We start from the raw sequence: 22,900 nt of genomic DNA on the forward strand, positions 1-22,900 counted from the left end.
ATGTTTTTGTTACACAATTCAATCTCTGTCTATTTCTATGCAAAAATAACTCATTGATTACAATTCAAACAATATCAAAATTATTTAATTGTAATCAATGAGTTATTCTGTAAAAACTAAAACCTTTTTAATACTTATATCTACAAACTTAATTGCTCATCAATAAGATGTGTTAAATCTTGTTCGGAAGTTCCAAATGCAATTACGCTTCCATTTTTGTCTATTAAAATTTTTGTTGGAATTCCCTCTATTTTGTACTTTGTAGTAATCGCATCATCATAATCGAAAACTACATTAAAACTGTATTTCTTATCATTAATAAATGTGGCAACTTTTTCTGTAGTCTCATTATCTTTTCCTTTTTCCCAAGTGTTTACAAATAAAAACACTACATTTTTATCTTTGTATTTCGTTACTAAATCCTGCATTGCAGGAAAAGAGGCTTTACATGGTCCACACCAGGTAGCCCAAAAATCAAGTACTACTACTTTGCCTTTTAGATCTGACAAATTAATTACTTTTCCTTCCAGATTTTTCAAACTAAATTTTATAGCATCTGTGCTACCGTATTTCTTCACAATATCAGCTTTTGCATTAGCATTGCCTGTTTCAATAGACTTTGCTTTAATGGCTTTAAAGTTATCCAAAGGCAAATTTAGTTTTCCATATATTGTTTCCAATTGAGCAAGAAGCACTCTGGAATTCGTTCCTTTTGACAGTTCCTCTTCTATATATTTTTTTGTGATCTCTGGACCTTTAACTTTTTCCATCATACCAGCATAACGTTCTTTTCCACCTGTATCCAATCCTCCCAACTGATAGAGCTTATCCTGATATTGAAAAGCTTCATCAAATCGATTCAGTTTATAAAGTACTAAAGCATAAGTGTCTGCATACATATTATAAGTTTCATTTAATTCTTCAGGAAAATCAGATTGCTTTTGCAAATCAGATAAAATATCTAATGATCTTTTAGATATTTTTTCGGCAGTATCAATGTCCTTTGCAGGAGTTACTAAATCTTGCCCTGATAAATTCCATGCATAATCATTATAAAAAGAAGCCGCTTTGCCTTTACTGGACAATAAATTTTCGTATTGTTCCATTTTTTGAAAATCTTTGTTTGTCACATATATTTTCAATAAACTTTGATAAAAATAATCTTTGTATATTGGAAGAACATTACTAAATCTAGTGGTATAAAGATTTAAACGCTCTAAAATATACGCTTCCGTTTTATCTGGATTGTTAGCAAAATCGAAAAAGAATTTGCTCGATTCAAAATTACCATTCGGATATTTTGCAGTGATTTGATCCTCTACTTGCTTCTTTTCATCAGTCATTTTGAGAGTCCCATAAAGTCTTGCGGCAATTAGCAAGTAGTCTTCCGAGTTCTTTTTTGCGCATTTTTGGGCAAATGACAACATTTCAACTTTGGTTTTTTCTTTATCAAAAGGTTCTTTTATGTATAAATAATTATTATAACTTTTATCTTCCTTCATCATCGGATACTTTGCGTATACTTTATTATATTCTGCTATAATACTTTCCGGTTTTGAATCTAGTTTTAAATTGAGTTTCGAAGTCAATGTATTGTTAGCGTAATTTATAAGATCTATTCTAGCGATTGCACACTTTGCAATATCGTTTGGGTTGGATGAATTTAAACAAGCGTCATATCCCTTATTTTGGTTATTATCTATTACTTGTTTTCCATCAATAATAGCTGCAACAAAATACTTAGTTGAATCGGTTACTTTGAGAGAGAACTCATACCCATTTGTTTTTTTTATCAGTGGTGCAGTAGCACCCGTAAAATCGAAGTCATTATTATATAGAACTCTGACTTTGGCTCCATTTGGAATTTCAACTCCTTTGGGCGGTTGATAAACATAAGTATTTTCTTTTCCGATTTTAATTTTTGAATCTTTCAAATACAGTTTCCCGATTTGTGAAAAAGCGACATTACAACATACCAAAAAAAGTAGCATTACTGATTTATTCATCTTATAGATATTTTAGGTTAGTGCCAGTTGAAAAAAAAATCTAACTGACTGATTACTTAGAAATTCAATAGTAAATATAATTGAATTATACTACAGGAAATTAATATTGTGAAATAATTATGAAATAGACTTTAACTCAAATTAGAAGTCTTAATTGTAGTCATTTAAGTTTAAAATTCAAATCATTTAAATTGTATTCCTCTAATTCATTTTGACATTCTACGAAAGTAATCTGAAATTGTAAATAACGACAGCCATACTATTATTAAGGCTCGCCTCTCGATTTTGTAGGTGTTGCCTATTTTTTTGATAAGCCCTCCTTCAATTTTAATAGGGTCACCTTTAGTTTTAATAGGTCACAACTCAAAAAAAGGTAGGCTTTCCTAGCCATTTAAAAGGTGCTCCTTTTGATTTCATAGGTGTTACCTATGGTTTGGGTAGGTGCTCCTATGATTTGGGTAGGTGCTCCTATGATTTGGGTAGGTGCTCCTATGATTTGGGTAGGTGCTCCTATGATTTGGGTAGGTGCTCCTATGATTTGGGTAGGTGCTCCTATGATTTGGGTAGGTGCTCCTATCAAAATCATGGCAAGCCATGATTTTGACAAATACTGCAGCAACAAAAAAAAAACCTCATTCTAATTGCTTAAAACGAGGTTGGTTTTATATAATTTATCAGAGATTTACTGCCTTTGAAAGTCTTTCGATAGCTACTATTGTTACCTATTATCCTAATTCAATTGATTATTAACTTTTTAGTTTAGAAAATATTTCTTTCATAGTTGCTGGATCTATCACTGACATATCAATAAGTCGAAGGGCTTTGACCATATTGAGTGTAGTGCTTTTGTATTTTTGAAAATGTGGTGTTTTCAAATGTGATTCATAAGCTTCTTTGTTAACATATATTTCCAAAATTCTTATTTGTGTGGGATTATCCTTTTCAAACATTGGAAAAATTGAAATAACACCAGGCTCTATTTCGACGGAAGCACTGGATTCTTCTTTAAGAATTTCAATATATTCTTTAAGAAAATTAGAGTCAATCTCGATTTCTGTTAGTCTTACAATCATTTTGTCTTGGGCATTGATACTACCAATTGAAAAAAATATCAGTAGTAAAATTAGAGATTTTTTCATTTTACATTATTTATAATTTAAACTAATTTATGGTTAATTATACTAAGTAACATTATTCTGCCTCATTAGTCATTCTCACAAACCTATATTATGCTAAATTGTACTTATCTGCTAAGATAATCAAACATAAATTAGTTTAAGTATATGAAAAACTAAACATAATGATTTTAAATATTTTGCACTTCATTAGAAAACACATTATTTATCTTTCTGAAACCGAATGCCCTAGCCCTGATAGTAGTGGAAATCCTTTTTATTTTTCCTTTAAAAATAAAAAGATTGCAACGGATAGCAGGAATAAGCTCCAAAAAAAAATGACATCCTTACGAATGTCATTTCTATGTATTGAATTTGATATAACTATTTTGTTAATAGTCCAGCATTTTTTAAGTATGGTTCGATTTGCATATCGTGACCAATGAATTCTTTGAAAGCTTGGTTTAAATCAACACTGTTTCCTACAGACAAGATGTATTTCTTGAATCGCTCACAGTTTTCTCTAGTCATACCACCGTGGGCTTGCATCCAGTCATATACATTATAATCTAAAGTTTTTGACCATGTGTATGCGTAATACCCAGCTGAATATCCACCGCCCCAAATGTGTGCAAAATAAGGAGTGTGGTAACGTGGTGGTACTTCACTAACCAATAATCCATATTTTTCTAAAGCTTCTTTCTCGAAAACCAAAGTCGGTTTGAAATCAGATTCTTTTTGAACACTATGCCAAGCCATATCAAGAGTTGATGCTGCTAAAATTTCGGTTACATCATATCCTTTATTGAAGGTTTCGGCTTTCTTAATTTTATCGATTAATTCTTGTGGAATTGGTTCTTTGGTTTGGTAATGAATCGCATAATTTTTTAGAACTGCTGGGTCTAATGCAGCATGCTCATTGATTTGAGATGGAAATTCTACAAAATCTCTTGGCACTGCTGTACCTGATAATGATGTATAGTCTTGGTTCGCAAACAATCCATGTAAAGTATGACCAAATTCATGGAACATAGTTGTCACATCATCAAAACTAATTAAAGATGGGTTTCCGTCTACTGGTTTAGAGAAATTGTAAACGTTTACAATTACTGGTTTTTGTTTTAAATAATGTGATTGATTAACGAAAGTACTCATCCAAGCACCTCCATTTTTATTGTCACGAGTATAAAAATCCAAATAGTAAATAGCAATAGAAGTTCCTTTTTCGTCAAAAACCTCATATACTTTTACATCTGGATTGTACACAGGTAAATCTGTTCTGACCTTGAAAGTGATTCCATACATTTGCTTGGCTGCATAGAATACTCCTTTTTCTAATACGGCAGTCAATTCAAAATACGGTTTAATTTGACTTTCGTCCAAATCGTATTTAGCTTTACGTACTTGTTCAGAATAGAAATTCCAATCCCAAGCCTCCAATTTAAAGCCACCGTTTTGAGAATCTATTAAATCTTGAATTTCTTTGGCTTCAACTTTGGCTTTGGCAACAGCTGGAGTAGCAATTTTAGCTAATAAATCCATAGCTGGTTCTGGAGTTTTTGCCATCTGATCTTGTAGTTTCCACTCAGCAAAACTTTTCTTACCCATCAAATTGGCTTTTTGTAAACGTAGTTTTGCAGTTTTCTCCAAAGTCTCACGTGTATCCCCTTCGTCATTCTTTTCGGCACGATACCATGATGCTTTATAGATTTTCTCTCTTGTAGCACGGTTTTTTAAACTCACCAATAAAGGCTGTTGAGTTGTATTCAATAAACCGATTAAATATTTGTTTTCATATCCTGCTTCTTTGGCTTTTTGTTTGGCAGCTTCAATTTCGCCAGCACTCAATCCATCTAAATCGGCAACATTATCAAATAAAACGGCTCCGTTTTTTCTAGCCAATAACAATTTATTTCCAAAAAGAGTACTTAAAGTAGCTAACTCTTTATTGATATCCTTCATTTTTTCTTTATCTGCTTCGGATAAATTAGCTCCGGCTAATTCAAATTTCTGCAAATAATATTCTGTAAGTTTTTTGTCTTCACCTTTCAATTTACTTAAATCGATTGCCTTGAAACGATTGTACAATTTACTGTTTAAATAAATTTTATCATTGTGCCCAGATAATATTGGAGCATATTCTGCTTCAATAGCCTGCAAGGTAGGATTAGTGTTAGAACCAGTTAGATTATAAAAAATATCTGTAGCTCTGTTCAAATCTACTCCAGAGGTTTCTAAGGCTAAAACAGTGTTTTGAAAAGTTGGTTTTGCTGGATTGTTAGCAATGGTTTCAATCTCCTTATCGTGAACTTTTAAACCATATTCAAAAGCAGGTTTAAAATGTTCGTCCTTGATAATACTAAAATCTGGCGCCTGATACTGTAAAGTACTTCTTTGCAATAGTGGATTTTTCATTTTTACATCATTGTTTTGAGCATTTATAGTTTGCGCCTGCATCGAAAGGACAAAACATAATGAATTGGTTAATAATAGCTTATAAAAAACTCGCATATTAAATATTTTTAAATTAGTAAGCTATAAAATTAACAAAAAAAACTATTTAGCATGTTAAAATAACAAACAATGCTAAATCCTTACATTATTTAAAAAATAATACCGAACATCTTCAAAAAATTAAAACAATGCAGACAAAATAAATTTTATATTTGTTAAAACACTTTAAAACTAAAACATGAATTCTATATTCGATAAAAGTGATAACCAATCTATAATAGCCCGAATCAATACGCTGAAACCCGAGAGTACTGCATTGTGGGGGAAAATGTCAGCAGATCAAATGCTGAAACATGCCAATGAAACTATTATTGTAGCTTTTGGTGAAAACCAAGTGAAAGTAAATTTTGTTTTGAGACTTTTGGGGAGAATACTGAAAAAGAACGCTTTTATTAAGGGTTTTGGAAAAAATAGCCCAACTGCAAAAGAGTTTATTTTCATTGATCATTATGATTTTGATGAAGCAAAAACCGAATTGATAAAAAACTTTAGCCGTTTTGCCGAAGGAACACAATCGATCAGCGTAATGAATCATCCTTTTTGGGGAAAAATGACTTATGAAGATTGGAACAAATTGATGTGGATTCACATAAACCATCATTTAGATCAGTTTGGCGTTTAGTATTCAACACAAAAAAAACACTCCTTAATGAGTATTATTAGACATAAACATTACTTCTTATCCTATTCTGAAGAGCACGAACAGGCTGAATGGGCAGCCTATTATTTAACAGGTAAATTGCAGTATGAACACCATTACGAGCGACCTTATTTTAAACAAGATCCAATGGTAGATACTGAATCAGCACATTGGAGAAACTACAAAGACACCGGTTATGACAAAGGACATTTGGTTCCTGCAGCCGATATGAAATTTTCTGAAGAGGCGTACAAAGAAACCTTTCTTACTTCGAATGTAGCACCCCAAAACAGAGACTTTAATGCAGGTGTATGGAATAGACTCGAACAAAAAGTTCGCTTTTGGGCAGATAAATACACCGCGCTTTTCATAGTAACAGGAGGTATTCTGCAAGACAATTTGATTACTATTGGCGATGAAGAAGTTTCAGTTCCTGAATACTTCTTCAAAATCGTGGTTCGGGTTCAAAACGATACTTTGGTTATGATTCCTTTTTTAGTTCCCAATGCAAAATCAGATGCACCACTCTATACCTTTGCCTCTACTATTGATAAGATTGAAGAAATTACAAAAATAGATTTCAACCAAAAACTAGTAGAGAGAATCGAAGAAAAAATTCAAAAAGAGTTGAGTTACAAAGAATGGAGCTTTAGTTAAATCAAAAGCATGTTAGAAATCTACCATGAATTTTGGGTTTAATTTGTACATTTGCCGTTCTTAAAAAAGCAACATGAGAATTGATATTATAACTGTATTACCTGAATTATTAAGGAGTCCCTTTGAAGCTTCGATTATGAAACGTGCCATAGACAAAGGATTGGTAGAGGTTCATTTTCATAATTTAAGAGATTACACTACCAATAAACAAAAAAGTGTTGACGATTATCCTTTTGGTGGTGGTGCAGGAATGGTTATGACTGTTCAGCCTATAGATGCTTGTATCACTCATTTGAAAAGCGAAAGATCATACGATGAAATCATTTATATGTCTCCAGATGGTGAAACGCTAAATCAAAAAATGGCCAACACCATGTCTATGTATGAAAACATTATCATTTTATGTGGGCATTACAAAGGGGTTGATCAACGTGTTCGAGATCATTTTATAACCAAAGAAATCTCAATAGGCGATTATGTACTTTCTGGAGGAGAATTGGGAGCTCTTGTATTATCTGATGCTTTAATCCGATTAATTCCCGGAGTATTAAGTGACGAAACATCTGCCCTGACAGATAGTTTTCAAGATGGCTTACTCTCAGGTCCTATTTACACCAGACCAGCCGATTATAAAGGATGGAAAGTTCCTGATGTACTCTTAAGTGGTCATTTTGCAAAAATTGACAAATGGAGAGAAGACACTGCCTACGAACATACAAAGAACAGAAGACCTGATTTACTAAACGATTAATTTTCGTATATTTATACTTTAAAATAAGAATTAGTTCACTCTTTTGAATAACCTTAAAAGTATAAAATCATGAAAGAATTAATCTTCAAAGCAATTTTAATTATTGCGTTTTTCATATCATCTATTTCATTTGCGCAAGGAATAAATAAAAAATCCTTGTTGAATGAACTAAACAAAACTTATGGCATTGCATTAAGTGAAGATGAAAAAACATACTACGAAAATGCCAACAACCAATTAGTATTGGAATTGTTTACTATCGACGAAAAGAATTTATCAAAAGAAGACCGCAATAAACAAATTGATAAATTATTTGATAAAAGAGACAAAACATTGACTTCGTCACTGGGCATAAACAAATACAGTGATATCAAAGCTAAAACAGATGAAAAAATAGCGCAAACCATACAAAAAATAAAAGAAGCCAAAATGGCTCCATAAATTATTTTTTGGGATACAATTACAACAAAGAGCTTTTATCACTAAAAGCTCTTTGTTTTGAAAAATTTACCAAATAGCCCTATCCTAAAAAAATTCATAATTCATAATTCATAATTCATAATTTATAATTACTTTTGCACCCTCATTAGACCAACCTCTGGCGAAATCCGCGAATGTTGCTCTTTTAAAACCATAAAATAAAACAAAATGGCAGATTTAATGAAATTCGTTCAAGACGAATTTGTAACAAGAAAAGAATTCCCTGTATTCGGAGCTGGAGACACAATCACAGTTTACTACGAAATTAAAGAGGGTGAAAAAACGAGAACACAGTTTTTTAAAGGTGTTGTAATTCAAAGAAGAGGTTCTGCTAACACAGAAACTTTTACAATTCGTAAAATGTCAGGAGCAATTGGAGTTGAGCGTATCTTCCCAGTTAACTTACCAGCTTTACAAAAAATTGAAATCAACAAGAAAGGTGCTGTACGTAGAGCTAGAATTTTCTACTTCAGACAACTTACTGGTAAAAAAGCTAAGATTAGAGATAAAAGAAGATAGTTTACTACACTTCTTTAATAATAAAAAGTCCCATTTCGATGTATATCGAATTTGGGACTTTTTTTTTGATAATTTTTAGGGGTCAAAAATCATAATTTAAGAATCAAATGGCGTTAAAAATATCAAATTAAAAATATCACAGAATACATATTTAATATTATTTTTTTATATTAAATTTAAAACACTATTACAACATCATTTCATATCTTTGCCCGCCTTATCTCAATCGTTATACTTGCTAATAAGGCCAGTTTATAAACTTATGATTTAGATTAAAAAAAATAAAAAAATGACATCAAAAGCTAAAATTTTTTACACACTTACTGACGAGGCACCTTTATTGGCAACCTACTCATTTTTACCAATTGTTCAAGCATTTACTGCTACTTCAAATATCGAAATCGAAACTAGAGATATTTCTCTGGCTGCAAGAATCTTATCTAATTTTCCTGAGTTTTTAAAAGAAGATCAAAAAACAGTTGATGCTTTGTCTGAACTTGGAAAATTAGCAACTACTCCAGAAGCTAACATCATAAAATTACCAAATGTTTCTGCATCCGTACCTCAATTGAAAGCAGCTATTGCTGAATTACAATCACACGGTTATACAGTACCAAATTTCCCAGAAGATCCTCAAAACGATGCTGAAAAGGAAATTAAAGCTAAATATTCTAAAGTATTAGGTTCTGCCGTAAACCCAGTTTTACGTGAAGGAAACTCTGATCGTAGAGCACCAAGAGCTGTAAAGAATTTTGCAAAAGCAAATCCTCACTCAATGGGAGCATGGTCTGCTGATTCAAAAACAAAAGTAGCTTCGATGTCAAAAGGTGATTTTTACGGAAGTGAAAAATCCCTTACTGTTACTGAAGCTAATGATGTAAAAATTGAATTCGTAGCTCAAGATGGTTCTACAACTGTTTTAAAAGCAAGTACTCCATTAAAAGCAGGAGAAATTATTGACAGTTCAGTAATGAACATACATGCTTTAAAAGATTTTGTTACTGAAGCTATAGCAGATGCTAAAAAAGAAGGTATCTTACTTTCTGTTCACTTAAAAGCAACAATGATGAAGGTTTCTGACCCGATCATTTTTGGTGCTATTGTAGAAGTGTATTTCAAAGACGTTTTTACAAAATATGCTGAATTATTTAAAAAATTAAATATCGATACCCGTAATGGTTTAGGTGACGTTTACGCAAAAATTACCGGACAACCAGAACAAGCAGAAGTTGAAGCTGCACTTACGCAAGCTATCGAAAACGGACCAGCTTTGGCAATGGTAAATTCTGACAAAGGAATTACTAACCTACACGTTCCATCTGATGTAATTGTTGATGCTTCTATGCCCGCTATGATTCGTACTTCTGGTCAGATGTATGACAAAGCAGGAAAACAACAAGACACGCTTGCTATTATTCCAGACAGATGTTATGCTGGAATCTATACTGCTACTATCGATTTTTGTAAAAAACATGGCGCTTTTGACCCAACTACAATGGGAAGTGTTCCTAACGTAGGTTTGATGGCTCAAAAAGCTGAAGAATACGGATCTCATGACAAAACTTTCCAAATGAAAGAGGACGGAGTTATTCGTGTTGTTGATACAAATGGAAACGTTTTAATGGAACAAGCTGTTGAAACTAATGACATTTTCAGAATGTGTCAAGCTAAAGATGCTCCTATTCAGGACTGGGTTAAACTAGCTGTAAACAGAGCACGTTTATCTAACACTCCAGCTGTATTCTGGTTAGACGAAAACAGAGCACACGATAGAGAATTGATCGTTAAAGTTGAAAAATATCTTAAAGATTACGATACAACATCTTTAGATATCCGTATCCTTAATCCAATCGCTGCAACTGAATTTACTTTAGACAGAATCATCAAAGGTTTAGATACTATTTCGGTTACTGGAAACGTATTACGTGACTATTTAACAGATTTGTTTCCTATTCTTGAAGTAGGAACTTCTGCAAAAATGTTATCTATTGTTCCTTTAATGAATGGTGGTGGTTTGTTTGAAACTGGTGCTGGTGGATCTGCTCCAAAACATGTTGAGCAATTTATCACTGAAGGTTATTTACGTTGGGATTCACTAGGTGAGTTCTTAGCTTTAGGAGCTTCATTAGAGCATTTAGGTCAAACTTTAAACAATTCAAAAGCGATTGTTTTATCTGAGACATTAGACGAAGCTAATGATAAATTCCTGGCTAACGATAAATCTCCAGCTCGTAAAGTTGGACAAATTGATAATAGAGGTTCTCACTTTTATTTAGCTTTCTATTGGGCACAAGCTTTGGCTGCTCAAACAAAAGATGCTGAATTAAAAGCGATCTTCTCTCCTATTGCTGCTGAATTTGAAGCTAATGAATCAAAAATCAACAGTGAATTAATTGGTGCACAAGGAAAAGCACAAAACATTGGTGGTTATTACCAACCAAATCCAGAATTAGTAAGCAGTGCTATGCGTCCAAGCACAACTTTCAATACGATTTTAGATAAAATTACAGCTTTGAAAACAGCTTAATTTATTTAGTTTATATATTTATTCAAAAGACAACTCGAAAGGGTTGTCTTTTTTATTTGGTTGTAACTCATCTCTTTCTTTTCAAATCAAAAAATTTAACATAATTATTTTTCCATAAGTAAGCGAACATTCATTTATAATTAATACTTTTACTTCATCAAAACAAAAGTCATGAGAACAAGAGACATCAACAAAGAAGAAATCGTAAAGCAAAAAGCCATCGAAATGCTCGCAAAAAAAGGCATCGAAGGTTTTAGCATGAATCGGCTTGCTAAAGACAGTGAAATATCCGTCGCCACTTTGTACATCTATTATTCCGACAAAGATGATTTAATTCAAAAACTCGGAATTGAAATTGGACAAGACTTTTTTCATGAAATGGGCAAAGACTTTTCATCAACAATGCCTTTCAAAGAAGGTTTACGCAAACAATGGGAAAACAGAGCTCGTTTTGCCAAAAAAAACCCTCTAAAGGTAGCCTGTTGGGAATTATTAAGTCATTCGAGTTACAGGGATTTAATTTTAACAGAAAGTCTTGCTAATTTTAAAATTATAATGACTCAGTTCTTCCAAAATGCTGTTACCAAAAAAGAGTTAGTACCAATTAGCCCTGAAGTATTCTGGAGCATTGCTTATGGCCCATTATACTCATTATTACGTTTTGAAAATGAAGGCAAAAATTTTAGTGGAAAACCTTTTAAATTAACCAAAGAAGCTACTGAAGAATCCTTCGAACTAGTTATAAAAGCATTGACACCATAAAATAATCAACTATGGAAAACCATTTAGAAAACGTATTGGTTTTTGCAACCAATATAAAAACCGAAAACGACAAACAAAAAGTAATTAATACACTGGATGAACATTCCGAAATACATGAATGGAATATTGATCAGGAAGACATTGATTGCGTTTTACGAATTGTAAGTAACACTTTGTCCGAAGAAGAAATAATTAACCTTATTGACAAACACAATTTCGAATGTGTTGCATTAGAATAAACAAAAGAAATGAAAGAAAAAAATACTCAAGCACCCCCATTTACATCTTATCAAAAATTAGCAGTTTTTTTACTGGCTATCACTCAATTTACAGTAATTCTGGATTTCATGGTTATGTCTCCTATGGGTGATATCTTAATGAAATCTCTAAATTTGAAACCAGCTGGTTTTGGACTAGTCGTTTCGGCCTATGCATTTAGTGCTGGAATTTCGGGTCTGCTTACAGCAGGTTTTGCAGATAAATTTGATCGAAAAAAATTATTATTATTCTTCTATATTGGTTTTATTGCCGGTACCATTTTATGCGGAATAGCTTCTTCATACCCATTATTAGTAGCCGCTAGAATCATTACAGGTTTATTTGGAGGAGTTATCGGATCCATCTCAATGGCTATCGTAGCTGATCTATTTACTCTTCAGCAACGTGGAAGAGTAATGGGGTTCGTACAAATGGGATTTGGTGCCAGTCAGATTTTAGGAATTCCAATTGGATTATATATTGCTAATGCTTGGGGTTGGCACGCTCCGTTTATCTGGGTAGCCGCGATGGCAGGAATTATAGCATTGATTATAGCCGTTAAACTAAAGCCAATCACAAAACATTTAGAAATACAAAGAGACAAATCAGCTTTCAAACATTTAATCCATACTATTGCAAAAAAAGACTATCGAGTTGGTTTTACAGCCACAGCCTTACTATCTATTGGAGGCTTTATGCTAATGCCTTTTGGTAGTGCTTTTGCCATTAATAATTTAAAAATAACCGAAAATGAATTACCAATGGTATTTATGATTGCTGGTTTATCTACATTAATCGTAATGCCTTTAATCGGAAAACTGAGTGATAGAATAGACAAATACAAAATATTTGCATTCGGCTCTTTATGGACCATTGTAATGATTGCCATATACACTAATCTTGGAGCTACTCCCTTTGTGATAGTTGCTGGTGTAAATGTACTAATGATGATGGGAGTTATGGGACGTATGGTACCATCCACTGCTTTGGTAACTGCAATCCCTGACATGCAGGACAGAGGAGCCTTTATGAGTATTAATTCATCATTGCAGCAAATAGCTGGTGGTATTGCAGCTGCTTTTGCCGGAACAATTGTCGTACAAAAAGATAAATTTAGTCCGCTGGAACATTACAATACTTTGGGAATTATAATTATTTGCATTTCGATTATATCCATATTGTTAATGTACAGAGTAGATAAACTTGGGAAAAAGAGAGCCAAAGAAAAAACAGAAGATCTTTCTTTTGCAATTCAAGAAGTATAATCAAAAAATTAATGCTAGTTGTTATATAACAACTAGCAGAACAATTTCAAAAAACAACAAATTAACACTGATTATAAATACAATAACACCAACAAAACAAGTAATTTCTTAAATACAAAAGTCGTTTGTCGGATATAATTGTTTTTCCCCGATTTAATCAAATATTTTGATTAACCCTCAAACTTACTCAGTACCTTTAATATTGCTAAATATCTGATTTTAATTTTATTACACCTACAGACTAGTAAAAAAGGATTTAGTTATTGCTCCCCACAATAGAATATTTTTTTTAATACCCCATCTCAATCTATTTCAACCTTTATTTTCCAATATTTTTAGTGTATAAATTCACGTGTAAAACTAATTTATAAACGTATGATTTTCTCAAATTATAAGATGTCTAATTAAAAAATGAAATAAATGAAACAAAAATTTACCTTCTCTCGAAACCACAATTTCTACTAAAACTTTTTACTAATAATTTAGGTTTAACTTAAAATCGAATTATTATGAAAAGAAAAATGACTTTTAAGTTTTTGGAAACATTCTGGAGTGATATGAAATATTGCTTGCTTTCCAAAAGAAATAGTACTGAGTTAAATTTACAGAAATCATATAGAGAAACACAATTAGGCGGACAAAGGAGATTTAATAGAATCCTGCAAAGTTCATTGTGTTTATTTAGTCTTCTCTTGATTTTTTTATCAGGTTTCGCTTCTTGGGGACAGACAATTACTCTTACCAATGGAAGCAATGCTCAGGTCAATGCAAATGAATGGGCGGCTGTTTTAAATGCAGCATCCATCACCAAGAAAGCTCTTGTGCATGATAACAACAACACTAATGATAGTCAGTTCACAACAGGATCCAAAGATGCCAGTATACTCCCAAGTGGATGGGAATGGACTAACGGTCAAACCAACAACAAAGGGGATATTTCTAATGCAGGTGCTGCAATTATTGGTGATTATCTATACTTTTTTGGAGACAGAGCTTCTATTAATGGAGATGCCCAAATAGGTTTTTGGTTCTTCCTTAATAATGTTGCCTCTACAGGTGATGGGAAAAAAGCGAGTCCATTTACCGGGACACATGCTATTGGAGATATTTTGATTTTGAGCAACTTCACAAATGGTGGTGGAACTAGTGGAGTCAGAGTCTACCAATGGGTTGGCATTGGGGGCGCTGGTGCTACAGATGGACCTTTTAAACTTCTTCCCGTTTCAGTTGATGATAAAGCAATTGTAAATTCAGGACTGGTTACTGTTCCTACTGGGGTAACTATAGATGGTCAAACATGGGCCTATAAAAATCCTGCTGAAGCCCAATATCCAATTGGCGCTTTCTTTTTAGGGCAAATCAAACTTAATGTAGCAGGCAGGGACATTGAAGGCTGTTTTTCAAGTTTTTTATTAGAAACAAGGAATTCACAGTCTATAGATGCTTCTTTACAGGATTTTGTAAATCACACCTTTGGAGGACACCCTGTACCACTTGTATTGACTGGAAGCAGTATTTGCAGTGCAAGCCCAAATACAGGAACCATTACATCAACACCATCATCAGTAATTGGAATAAACTACCAGCTGTATCAAGATTCAACTCCTGGAGCCCCACCAGCACCAGTTACGGTACAATCTGCTAAAGCTGGTAATGGCTCACCATTAACCTGGTCTGGCTTAGCTTCTGGTACGGGATATTATGTTATAAGTTCTGAATCAGATGATGCAACTTGTAATTCAACAAGCAATTCTGTAGATGTTACCATAACCCCTAATCCAACACCTTTAGTAGCCAACCAGCCTGCATGTGTAGGCCAAACAGCAACTTTTAGTGTGACTAATTTAGTAGGAACCGGCTACACTTATCAATGGAAATTGGGAGCTAATGATATTCCAGGTGAAACAAACCCAACTTACACTACTGGTACATTAGCAATAGGCAACAACGGCAATGTGTATACAGCTGTAGTTACTAAAACTGGTACTAGTTGTACAGCATCTGATCCAGGAACTCTAACAGTAAATCCTAATCCCACTGCCAGTGCAGGACTTGCTCCGCCAGCAGAATGTCCAGAAGTTGGTGGTAACGATTTCAACTTAAGCGGAAGTTTTTCCAATGGAAATGCGCTATGGACAGTTAAAGCAGGATCAGCAACGAATACTGCTGTTGGCTCTGTATCAAGTGGTGGAACTACGGCTACTCCAATAGTACATGTAAATGGAGTTGGCTCAGTAACTTTTACATTAACAGTTACCAGCAACTACACTCCTTCTTGCGGGACTGCAACGAGTGAGGTTACAGTTACAGTTAATCCAGCAGCCATTACCCCATCATTAAAAATAATAGACCCGTCACTCTGCGGTACAAATCCAAATACAGGTAGTATCGAGGTGTGTAGCCCATCTGTGGGAACAAGCTACAAATTATACTTGAATAATGTTCTTTCAAATACAATTGTTGCTGCAGCAGGCACACCTGTAATTTTTAATGGACTTGGTGCGGGAATCAATCCAAGAATTGATGTTACAACTGGAGCAGGCTGTGCTGCCACAGCTAATTGCAATAACAGGGTAACTGATTGTCCAGCTCCAACTGGTAAAATTGCAGCCGCAACTTCAACAAAAGAAGTTTTAAAAAGTGATGATGCCAAAAAAGTAGGTTTTACAGTGTTTCCAGTTCCGTTCAAAGACCAACTCACTGTTAGATACAATTTTGATTATTCATCTCAAGTATTAATTGAAGTATTTAATTCTCAAGGAAACAAAATACTATCAAAAAAAGAACCGAACAGTAATTTGAACAAAGAGGTTCAATTGAACCTTAATCGAAATGCTGAAAAAAATGAAATCTATTTTGTAAAAGTTACTACTGATAGAGAAAGCAGCGTCCAAAAAGTGATTTCATCAAGATAAACATGAACTAATTTTAATTGAAAACATCCGCAACAAACGGGTGTTTTTTTTGCATTATTTAAAAGATGTATATACTAATTGACTAATATTATTAGCCATTTAATCTTACCCATTTAAAATATAAAAAAAAAGATATGAGCCATTAAACTAAAAACCCATTACCGAACACTTAGTGATACAAATGGATAAATCGTCTTTTGACTAGCTAATACAGAGTAGATAAAATTGGAAAAAAGAGAGCCAAAGAAAAAACAGAAGATCTTCCGTTGGCAATTCAGGAAATGTAGAATACTAAATTTAATTTTTTATTTACAAATTAAACCTTTAATCTTTAAAATTATCCAATAGCTAACTAACCGTAAAACCATAGCTTATGAAAGTTATTTTACAACTTCTTTTAACTGTATTTCTTATTTCTTCATGTTCCAAAAACGATCCAGAACCGACCACACCTTCTAATGTTGATGATGATTTAGCTGGCCCTATTTCACGTCCACAAAGCGGATATGGTGCTGATGGAAAATATACTGTAGCAAAGGTATCGTTCCCAAGTCCATTATATAATGGAAAAAATGTAACTATATTTTATCCAAAGGAGATAAATTCTCCAAGGCCTACGATATTTTATTCGCATCCCTATGGTGGTGAAGAAAGTAGCTACAATATTGGATTATATGAATTTATAGCAAAAAAAGGATATGTTGTTGTTTTTGCCCCATATCCAACAACAGGCGTGACCATAGACGAGCGATACAGTACTTTGTGGGAAAGCTTTAAAAAAGCGGTAACAGATTATCCAAATATAATTGATACTTCTAAAGTTGGGTTTATGGGTCATTCCTTTGGAGGAGGAGCTTCTTTTGCTTTAGCACATAAAGGATTTATCGACGAAGGCTGGGGAGAAAACGGTCGTTTTATTTTTACAATGGCGCAGTGGTATGCACACCAAATCACAGACGAAGATTTACAAAGTTTTCCAGCAAATACAAAATTAATTACGCAAGTATATGATGATGATGTAACCAATGACCATAGGCTAGCTATTGATATTTTCAAAAATATCAATATTTCAAATTCAGAAAAAGATTTTATTTTAATAAAAAAGAGTGTACTCCCAACTTATACCTATACTGCCGAACATACTTTACCCAATACCCAAACAGCATTTGACGCCTATGATTACTACGGTATTTACCGTCTTTTGGACGCGCTTATCGACTACAGTTTTAATGGAAGTGCTGCTGGTAAAAATGTTGCATTAGGAAATGGTTCAGCTGAACAGATTACAATGCCAAGTTATAACGGACAAGCATTATCACCATTAGAAGTTACTGATAATCCAACTCCTGCTTACGCTCAAAGCAAATACCAATTTCAATGTAGTTCAATTAATAATCCCCGTATTGGGAATTGCAAATAATTATATAAGTCAAGCTAAAAGCTAATTACAAATCATATATAAACCATTTTGTCAAAATTGTTGTTTTGACAAAATGGTTTTGTTTTATCCAAATTCTCATGTTCTGATATTAACGATAGATTAACACATCTTAAGTACGAATTTAATTGCAATCTATTGATATTTGCAAAATCAAAACCAAAAAAATGATTATAAAGAAAGTTATTTACATTTCCTTGTTATTGCTCTTTTCCTTTCCTGTTTTCTCACAAGAGGCAAAAAATGACGAAACGCACAAACAAAAATTTACTCTTAGCGGAATCATATCGGATTCTAACAGTAATGAAACCTTAATTGGTGTGAATGTTTTAATACCAGAATTAAAAGTAGGCGCTATGACAAATGAGTATGGTTTCTACTCCATAACACTGCCTGCAGGGAACTATAAAATTCAGATTACATCAATGGGATTTGAAACTATCGAAGAAACTATTGAATTGAATAAAAACTCAAAAAAGAATTTCAAATTAACTGGCAACGAAAATCTTTTACAGGAAGTAGTTATTAGTACTGAAAAGACAACAGCCAACATACGAAAACCTGAAATGAGTGTTAACAAACTATCTATTTCGGCTATCAAAAAAATGCCTGTTGTAATGGGAGAAGTTGATGTTATAAAATCTATATTATTTCTGCCTGGAGTTACCAATGCTGGTGAAGGACAATCTGGTTTTAACGTTCGTGGTGGTGGTGCTGATCAAAATTTAATCCTTTTGGACGAAGCAATGATTTTTAACTCATCTCACGTTTTTGGATTTTTCTCTGTATTTAACCCCGATGCTATAAAAGATTTAAAATTATACAAAGGCGGAATTCCTTCTAAATATGGTGGACGAGCTTCTTCTGTATTAGATATTTATCAAAAAGACGGGAATAGTAATGATTTCCACATGAATGGAGGAATTGGATTAATTACCAGCCGAATTCTTGCCGAAGGACCAATTGTGAAAGACAAAGGATCTTTCTTAATTGGAGGTCGTGCTTCCTATGCGCATTTGTTTCTAAAATTGGCGAATAACGACAACTCAGCCTATTTTTATGATTTAAATACAAAGCTGAATTACAAACTCAACACTAATAATAGTTTATTCCTTTCTGGTTATTTTGGTCGGGATGTCTTTTCTTTAAATGAAACTTTTGCTAATACGTATGGAAACGCAACATTAAATTTGAGATGGAATCATCTTTTTAATGATAAAATATTCTCGAATTTATCTCTTATATATAGTGATTATTATTACGGGCTAACACTTGATTTCCTTGGGTTTAACTGGAATTCAGGAATTAGAAATTACAATTTAAAATATGATTTTAAGCATTACCTATCTAATAACTTAAAACTTAACTACGGATTTAACTCTACTTATTATGATTTCAATCCAGGAACAATTGATCCAAGTGGTTCTAATTCTAGTGTTAACTTTAAACAATTAGAAAAGAAATATGCGTTTGAAAATGGTATTTACGTAGAAGCAGAACAAATTATAACCGATAAATTGGCTATCAACTACGGAATACGATATAGTCTTTTTAACCGATTAGGAAGTTCTACAGTTAATTTATACGAAAATAATCAACCTGTAGCTTACGATTCCGAATTAAAAATTTACGAAAAAGGAACTCCAATCGGAACTACTTTTTACAAAAAAAACAAAAGTATTGCTAGTTTTGACAACTTTGAACCTCGCCTTTCTGTAGCTTACGAATTAAGTCAAAACCAATCGGTTAAAGCTAGTTATAACCGCATGGTGCAATACCTGCAATTGGTATCTAACACAGCATCTCCAACCCCAATAGATATTTGGACCCCAAGTGATAACTACATCAAGCCACAAATTGCAGATCAAGTAGCGGTGGGATATTTTAATAATTTTGCATCCAATGAATACACTTTAGAAGTGGAAAGTTTTTACAAGAAAATTAAAAACCGAATGGATTACATAGATGGTGCCAATTTAATTGCCAACGAAGCCATCGAACAAGTAGTTCTTAATGGAGAAATGCGCTCGTATGGTTTAGAGATATTACTGCGAAAAAACACAGGGAAATTCAATGGTTGGATTGCTTATACTTTATCAAAATCACAACAAAGAACACCTGGAAGAACTCCAGACGAAATAGGTATCAATAATGGCGAATGGTATCGTTCTGCTTATGATAAAACACACAATTTAGCCTTTACAGGAAATTACACTTTAAGCCCAAAATGGAATTTTGGAGGAAACTTCACTTTCCAATCAGGTCAACCTGTAACCTTTCCAAATGGAAAGTATGTTTATCAAGATATTAAAGTGCCGAATTATGGCGAACGAAATGCAAGCAGCCTTCCATTATATCACCATTTAGATGTATCAGCTACTTATACACCAAAACCGCTTAAAAAGAAAGGATGGCAAGGCGAATGGGTTTTTAGCATTTATAATGTTTATAATAGAAAAAATGCCGCCTCTATTAGCTTCAGAGAAAATGTAGACACAGGAGCAAACGAAGCTGTAAAACTATCCATTTTTGGAGCAGTTCCATCTGTTTCATATAATTTTAAATTCTAATACCATGAAAAACATAAAACTCTTTATAATACTACTAATTACTTCTTTATCTATTGTAAGTTGCGAAGATGTTATCAATGTCGATTTAGACACAGCACCTCCAAAATTAGTTATAGATGCTTCAATCAAATGGGAAAAAGAAACCACAGGAAACATTCAAAAAATTAAACTAACAACCACAACCGATTATTATTCGAATACTATCCCTGTAGCGACAGGGGCTACTGTTACTGTTACCAACACAACATTAGGAACTCCAGTTACTTTTCAATTTATCGAAGACGGACAAACAGGAGAATATATTTGCAACAATTTCAACCCAATTATCAATAATGACTATGCTCTTACTGTAGTTTATAAAGGTCAAACGTACACCTCAACTTCTAAGTTTATGGCTTCACCAGTAATAGCATCTACTGAGCAATCTGTAAAACCTGGAATTGAAGGCAAAGATGTTTATGAAATTAAATTTTATTGGCAAGACAACGGAGCCGAGGATAACTTTTATCTTGTAGGAGCCAAAAATGCTAACGTATCCTATCCTGAATATGGAGTACTTACTGACGAATTTTATCAAGGCAATCAAATGTTTGCTTTCTATCGAGACGACAAAATCAAAAAAGGGGATGTTTTAGAATTCAGTATACAAGGAATCACGGAACAATACAATAATTACATGAATAAGTTACTTAACATTGCTGGCTCCGATGGAGGAAACCCTTTTTCGGCCCCACCAGCTACCTTAAGAGGAAACATTGTAAATCAAACCAATCCAGATGATTATCCATTGGGCTTTTTCCATCTTTCTGAAATAGATTCTGATACCTATACTATTCAGTAGTTACACTAAAAAATTGCGAATTATCAATTATGAATTACGAATCAAGAAACACTATCTTTGACTACTAATTCATAATTGTCAATTCATAATTCGTAATTAAATATGTCTTCACACCATATCGTTCGCGACGACCAAGAACCAGCTTTAATTATTGCCAACGGTGCCGCTTGTAATCCCGAATTATTAGGACAACTACTTGAATGGTCTCCATTGGTAATCGTACTCGATTCGGCAATAGAACGAGTATTGGAATTGGGAATTAAAGTCGATGTATTACTAGGTGATTTCGATCGTGGATTTGACCCGGAAATTTACAAAGCAAAACAATATCCAATAGAAATTGTACATACTCCAGACCAAGACAAAACCGACTTGGAAAAAGCTTTTGAATACCTCATCGAAAGACAAATTCCAGCAGCAAATGTTGTTTGGGCCACAGGAAAACGTGCCGATCATACCATTACCAATCTTACAAATATTGTTCGCTATCGTGATCTACTAAAAATTGTAATTCTCGACGACCATTCCAAAATATTCTTGCTTCCCAATACGTTTGAAAAATGGTATACCGCTGGTACTCCAATTTCATTAATTCCAGTTGGAGTTGTAAACGGAATCAATTCCAAAAACTTAGTTTATCCTTTAGAAAATGACACCCTCACTATTGGATACCGAACAGGAAGCAGCAATGAAGTTGTCCAAGATGGACTAGTAAAACTAACCTATACAGATGGGGATTTATTATTAATGGAATGTATGGATTAACATTTTCAGAGCAGTATTACGATCATTTTATTACATAAAAAAACCTCGTTTTAGTTATCTAAAACGAGGTTTTTTCTTTATTAACTTAAAATCATTCCTTAACCAATACAATTGTAGCCTTGTATCCAGTACCCACATTCCATGGCTGACTCGTAATAGCAGTTCCTTTATCATCATAAACCTCAAATTGAGCCGTATTTGGTGACGCAAAACCTTCATTCAAAGCTTCAAAATCAATTTTATTAATTCCTGGAACTAAATTTATTTTGAACTCTTTAAAGGTTCCATCCAAACGAACTTCAGCTTCAATCACCTTATCATTCAGATATATTTTAATTTTATCACCATCTACAAAAGCAGCGTCCCGAAAACGAACTGTAGAGGCAAAAGTTTTTGTTTTAAAACTTCCTAAATACTGGTTTCGTCTATAATAAATTCCTACCGAATCCTTTGGCTCTTTGTATAAACTTCTATTTTTAAAAAGTTCTTCCGGATTAATTTCAAAAGGATCTGGCTTTTTCTCAACAACAGGCAGCTCTATTTTTGGCTTGATTTCTTCGGGCGGATTAGCCTTTTTAATATCCATCTTTTTATTTGGAATGGCAATACTTTTAGTATTGAATTCCTCCTGCGCATATCCTTGCAAGGAAATACCTGTAAGCATTATTAAAAACAAAATTGTTTTCATATCATCTAAACTTTAAAAAATTAAAACCTCTATATATAAAACATTCAATTATACTATTTATTGTATTTATAGGACCATGATTACCACAAAACACTCATTCGTAATTTATAACTACAATAAATAAAGAGTATCATTTTTTGGAGCTAATCCCGCTTTCGCCTTTATCTTTTTATCTCGATTGTCATCGAT

General features: G+C 33.3%; 19 protein-coding genes. 15 read left to right on the plus strand and 4 right to left on the minus strand.

Features of this window, described 5'->3' with window-relative positions:
• Window positions 1-140 precede the first annotated feature (140 nt).
• Window positions 141-2,006 (minus strand): TlpA disulfide reductase family protein, encoded by a 1,866-nt coding sequence (locus tag CLU82_RS03105; RefSeq protein ID WP_100841714.1) that lies wholly within the window; start codon window positions 2,004-2,006, stop codon window positions 141-143.
• Window positions 2,007-2,434: 428 nt separating this feature from the next.
• On the opposite strand from CLU82_RS03105, the gene CLU82_RS03110 reads away from it, so the two are divergent.
• Entirely contained in the window at window positions 2,435-2,647 is a 213-nt protein-coding gene (locus tag CLU82_RS03110) for a hypothetical protein (protein ID WP_100841715.1), read from the plus strand.
• A 105-nt stretch (window positions 2,648-2,752) separates the two neighbouring features.
• Here CLU82_RS03110 and CLU82_RS03115 read toward each other — a convergent pair whose 3' ends face one another.
• Both CLU82_RS03115 and CLU82_RS03120 read right to left on the minus strand, forming a co-directional pair.
• The gene (locus tag CLU82_RS03115; RefSeq protein WP_232735200.1) at window positions 2,753-3,145 is read right to left on the minus strand and encodes a putative quinol monooxygenase; all 393 of its coding nucleotides are present in this window, start codon (window positions 3,143-3,145) and stop codon (window positions 2,753-2,755) included.
• 360 nt (window positions 3,146-3,505) lie between these two features.
• Entirely contained in the window at window positions 3,506-5,578 is a 2,073-nt protein-coding gene (locus CLU82_RS03120) for a M3 family metallopeptidase (RefSeq protein WP_232735289.1), read from the minus strand.
• Between the two features lie 235 nt (window positions 5,579-5,813).
• Here CLU82_RS03120 and CLU82_RS03125 point away from each other — a divergent pair, with 235 nt between their 5' ends.
• The 14 genes from CLU82_RS03125 to CLU82_RS03190 all read left to right on the plus strand — a co-directional run bounded on the left by CLU82_RS03125 (window position 5,814) and on the right by CLU82_RS03190 (window position 22,023).
• A complete protein-coding gene (locus tag CLU82_RS03125; protein WP_100841717.1) occupies window positions 5,814-6,257 on the plus strand; it encodes a DUF1569 domain-containing protein in 444 nt (147 codons plus the stop codon).
• Between the two features lie 27 nt (window positions 6,258-6,284).
• Window positions 6,285-6,932: a DNA/RNA non-specific endonuclease gene (locus tag CLU82_RS03130; protein ID WP_100841718.1), complete on the plus strand. Its 648-nt coding sequence runs from the start codon at window positions 6,285-6,287 to the stop codon at window positions 6,930-6,932.
• 73 nt (window positions 6,933-7,005) lie between these two features.
• Entirely contained in the window at window positions 7,006-7,683 is a 678-nt protein-coding gene (gene trmD, locus CLU82_RS03135; RefSeq protein WP_100841719.1) for a tRNA (guanosine(37)-N1)-methyltransferase TrmD, read from the plus strand.
• 69 nt (window positions 7,684-7,752) lie between these two features.
• Complete coding sequence (locus CLU82_RS03140; RefSeq protein ID WP_100841720.1) at window positions 7,753-8,124, plus strand: hypothetical protein; 372 nt, start codon at window positions 7,753-7,755, stop codon at window positions 8,122-8,124.
• Between the two features lie 207 nt (window positions 8,125-8,331).
• Complete coding sequence (rplS, locus tag CLU82_RS03145) at window positions 8,332-8,682, plus strand: 50S ribosomal protein L19 (protein ID WP_100841721.1); 351 nt, start codon at window positions 8,332-8,334, stop codon at window positions 8,680-8,682.
• A gap of 289 nt (window positions 8,683-8,971) precedes the next feature.
• Window positions 8,972-11,209: an NADP-dependent isocitrate dehydrogenase gene (locus CLU82_RS03150; protein WP_100841722.1), complete on the plus strand. Its 2,238-nt coding sequence runs from the start codon at window positions 8,972-8,974 to the stop codon at window positions 11,207-11,209.
• 171 nt (window positions 11,210-11,380) lie between these two features.
• Window positions 11,381-11,971: a TetR/AcrR family transcriptional regulator gene (locus CLU82_RS03155; protein ID WP_100841723.1), complete on the plus strand. Its 591-nt coding sequence runs from the start codon at window positions 11,381-11,383 to the stop codon at window positions 11,969-11,971.
• An 11-nt stretch (window positions 11,972-11,982) separates the two neighbouring features.
• Complete coding sequence (locus CLU82_RS03160; RefSeq protein WP_100841724.1) at window positions 11,983-12,210, plus strand: hypothetical protein; 228 nt, start codon at window positions 11,983-11,985, stop codon at window positions 12,208-12,210.
• A 9-nt stretch (window positions 12,211-12,219) separates the two neighbouring features.
• The gene (locus tag CLU82_RS03165; RefSeq protein ID WP_100841725.1) at window positions 12,220-13,494 is read left to right on the plus strand and encodes an MFS transporter; all 1,275 of its coding nucleotides are present in this window, start codon (window positions 12,220-12,222) and stop codon (window positions 13,492-13,494) included.
• Window positions 13,495-14,003: 509 nt separating this feature from the next.
• Window positions 14,004-16,409 (plus strand): T9SS type A sorting domain-containing protein, encoded by a 2,406-nt coding sequence (locus CLU82_RS03170; RefSeq protein ID WP_100841726.1) that lies wholly within the window; start codon window positions 14,004-14,006, stop codon window positions 16,407-16,409.
• A 373-nt stretch (window positions 16,410-16,782) separates the two neighbouring features.
• Window positions 16,783-17,829, plus strand: coding sequence for an alpha/beta hydrolase (locus CLU82_RS03175; protein ID WP_100841727.1), 1,047 nt, complete (start codon window positions 16,783-16,785; stop codon window positions 17,827-17,829).
• A gap of 185 nt (window positions 17,830-18,014) precedes the next feature.
• Entirely contained in the window at window positions 18,015-20,417 is a 2,403-nt protein-coding gene (locus tag CLU82_RS03180; protein ID WP_100841728.1) for a TonB-dependent receptor, read from the plus strand.
• A gap of 4 nt (window positions 20,418-20,421) precedes the next feature.
• Complete coding sequence (locus CLU82_RS03185) at window positions 20,422-21,258, plus strand: DUF4249 family protein (RefSeq protein WP_100841729.1); 837 nt, start codon at window positions 20,422-20,424, stop codon at window positions 21,256-21,258.
• A gap of 102 nt (window positions 21,259-21,360) precedes the next feature.
• Window positions 21,361-22,023, plus strand: a complete 663-nt coding sequence (locus CLU82_RS03190) for a thiamine diphosphokinase (protein ID WP_100841730.1) — start codon at window positions 21,361-21,363, stop codon at window positions 22,021-22,023.
• Between the two features lie 91 nt (window positions 22,024-22,114).
• Here the strand turns inward: CLU82_RS03190 and CLU82_RS03195 are convergent, their stop codons facing one another.
• Entirely contained in the window at window positions 22,115-22,711 is a 597-nt protein-coding gene (locus CLU82_RS03195; protein ID WP_100841731.1) for a hypothetical protein, read from the minus strand.
• Window positions 22,712-22,900 lie beyond the last annotated feature (189 nt).

The organism is Flavobacterium sp. 5 (assembly GCF_002813295.1).
Classification (GTDB): domain Bacteria; phylum Bacteroidota; class Bacteroidia; order Flavobacteriales; family Flavobacteriaceae; genus Flavobacterium.

Excerpts from the sequence above, each read along its gene's own strand:
- CLU82_RS03105 (WP_100841714.1), bottom strand. The coding sequence starts at position 2,006 with ATGAATAAATCAGTAATGCTACTTTTTTTGGTATGTTGTAATGTCGCT.
- CLU82_RS03110 (WP_100841715.1), top strand. The coding sequence starts at position 2,435 with ATGGTTTGGGTAGGTGCTCCTATGATTTGGGTAGGTGCTCCTATGATT.
- CLU82_RS03115 (WP_232735200.1), bottom strand. The coding sequence starts at position 3,145 with ATGAAAAAATCTCTAATTTTACTACTGATATTTTTTTCAATTGGTAGT.
- CLU82_RS03120 (WP_232735289.1), bottom strand. The coding sequence starts at position 5,578 with ATGCAGGCGCAAACTATAAATGCTCAAAACAATGATGTAAAAATGAAA.
- CLU82_RS03125 (WP_100841717.1), top strand. The coding sequence starts at position 5,814 with ATGAATTCTATATTCGATAAAAGTGATAACCAATCTATAATAGCCCGA.
- CLU82_RS03130 (WP_100841718.1), top strand. The coding sequence starts at position 6,285 with ATGAGTATTATTAGACATAAACATTACTTCTTATCCTATTCTGAAGAG.
- trmD (WP_100841719.1), top strand. The coding sequence starts at position 7,006 with ATGAGAATTGATATTATAACTGTATTACCTGAATTATTAAGGAGTCCC.
- CLU82_RS03140 (WP_100841720.1), top strand. The coding sequence starts at position 7,753 with ATGAAAGAATTAATCTTCAAAGCAATTTTAATTATTGCGTTTTTCATA.
- rplS (WP_100841721.1), top strand. The coding sequence starts at position 8,332 with ATGGCAGATTTAATGAAATTCGTTCAAGACGAATTTGTAACAAGAAAA.
- CLU82_RS03150 (WP_100841722.1), top strand. The coding sequence starts at position 8,972 with ATGACATCAAAAGCTAAAATTTTTTACACACTTACTGACGAGGCACCT.
- CLU82_RS03155 (WP_100841723.1), top strand. The coding sequence starts at position 11,381 with ATGAGAACAAGAGACATCAACAAAGAAGAAATCGTAAAGCAAAAAGCC.
- CLU82_RS03160 (WP_100841724.1), top strand. The coding sequence starts at position 11,983 with ATGGAAAACCATTTAGAAAACGTATTGGTTTTTGCAACCAATATAAAA.
- CLU82_RS03165 (WP_100841725.1), top strand. The coding sequence starts at position 12,220 with ATGAAAGAAAAAAATACTCAAGCACCCCCATTTACATCTTATCAAAAA.
- CLU82_RS03170 (WP_100841726.1), top strand. The coding sequence starts at position 14,004 with ATGAAAAGAAAAATGACTTTTAAGTTTTTGGAAACATTCTGGAGTGAT.
- CLU82_RS03175 (WP_100841727.1), top strand. The coding sequence starts at position 16,783 with ATGAAAGTTATTTTACAACTTCTTTTAACTGTATTTCTTATTTCTTCA.
- CLU82_RS03180 (WP_100841728.1), top strand. The coding sequence starts at position 18,015 with ATGATTATAAAGAAAGTTATTTACATTTCCTTGTTATTGCTCTTTTCC.
- CLU82_RS03185 (WP_100841729.1), top strand. The coding sequence starts at position 20,422 with ATGAAAAACATAAAACTCTTTATAATACTACTAATTACTTCTTTATCT.
- CLU82_RS03190 (WP_100841730.1), top strand. The coding sequence starts at position 21,361 with ATGTCTTCACACCATATCGTTCGCGACGACCAAGAACCAGCTTTAATT.
- CLU82_RS03195 (WP_100841731.1), bottom strand. The coding sequence starts at position 22,711 with ATGAAAACAATTTTGTTTTTAATAATGCTTACAGGTATTTCCTTGCAA.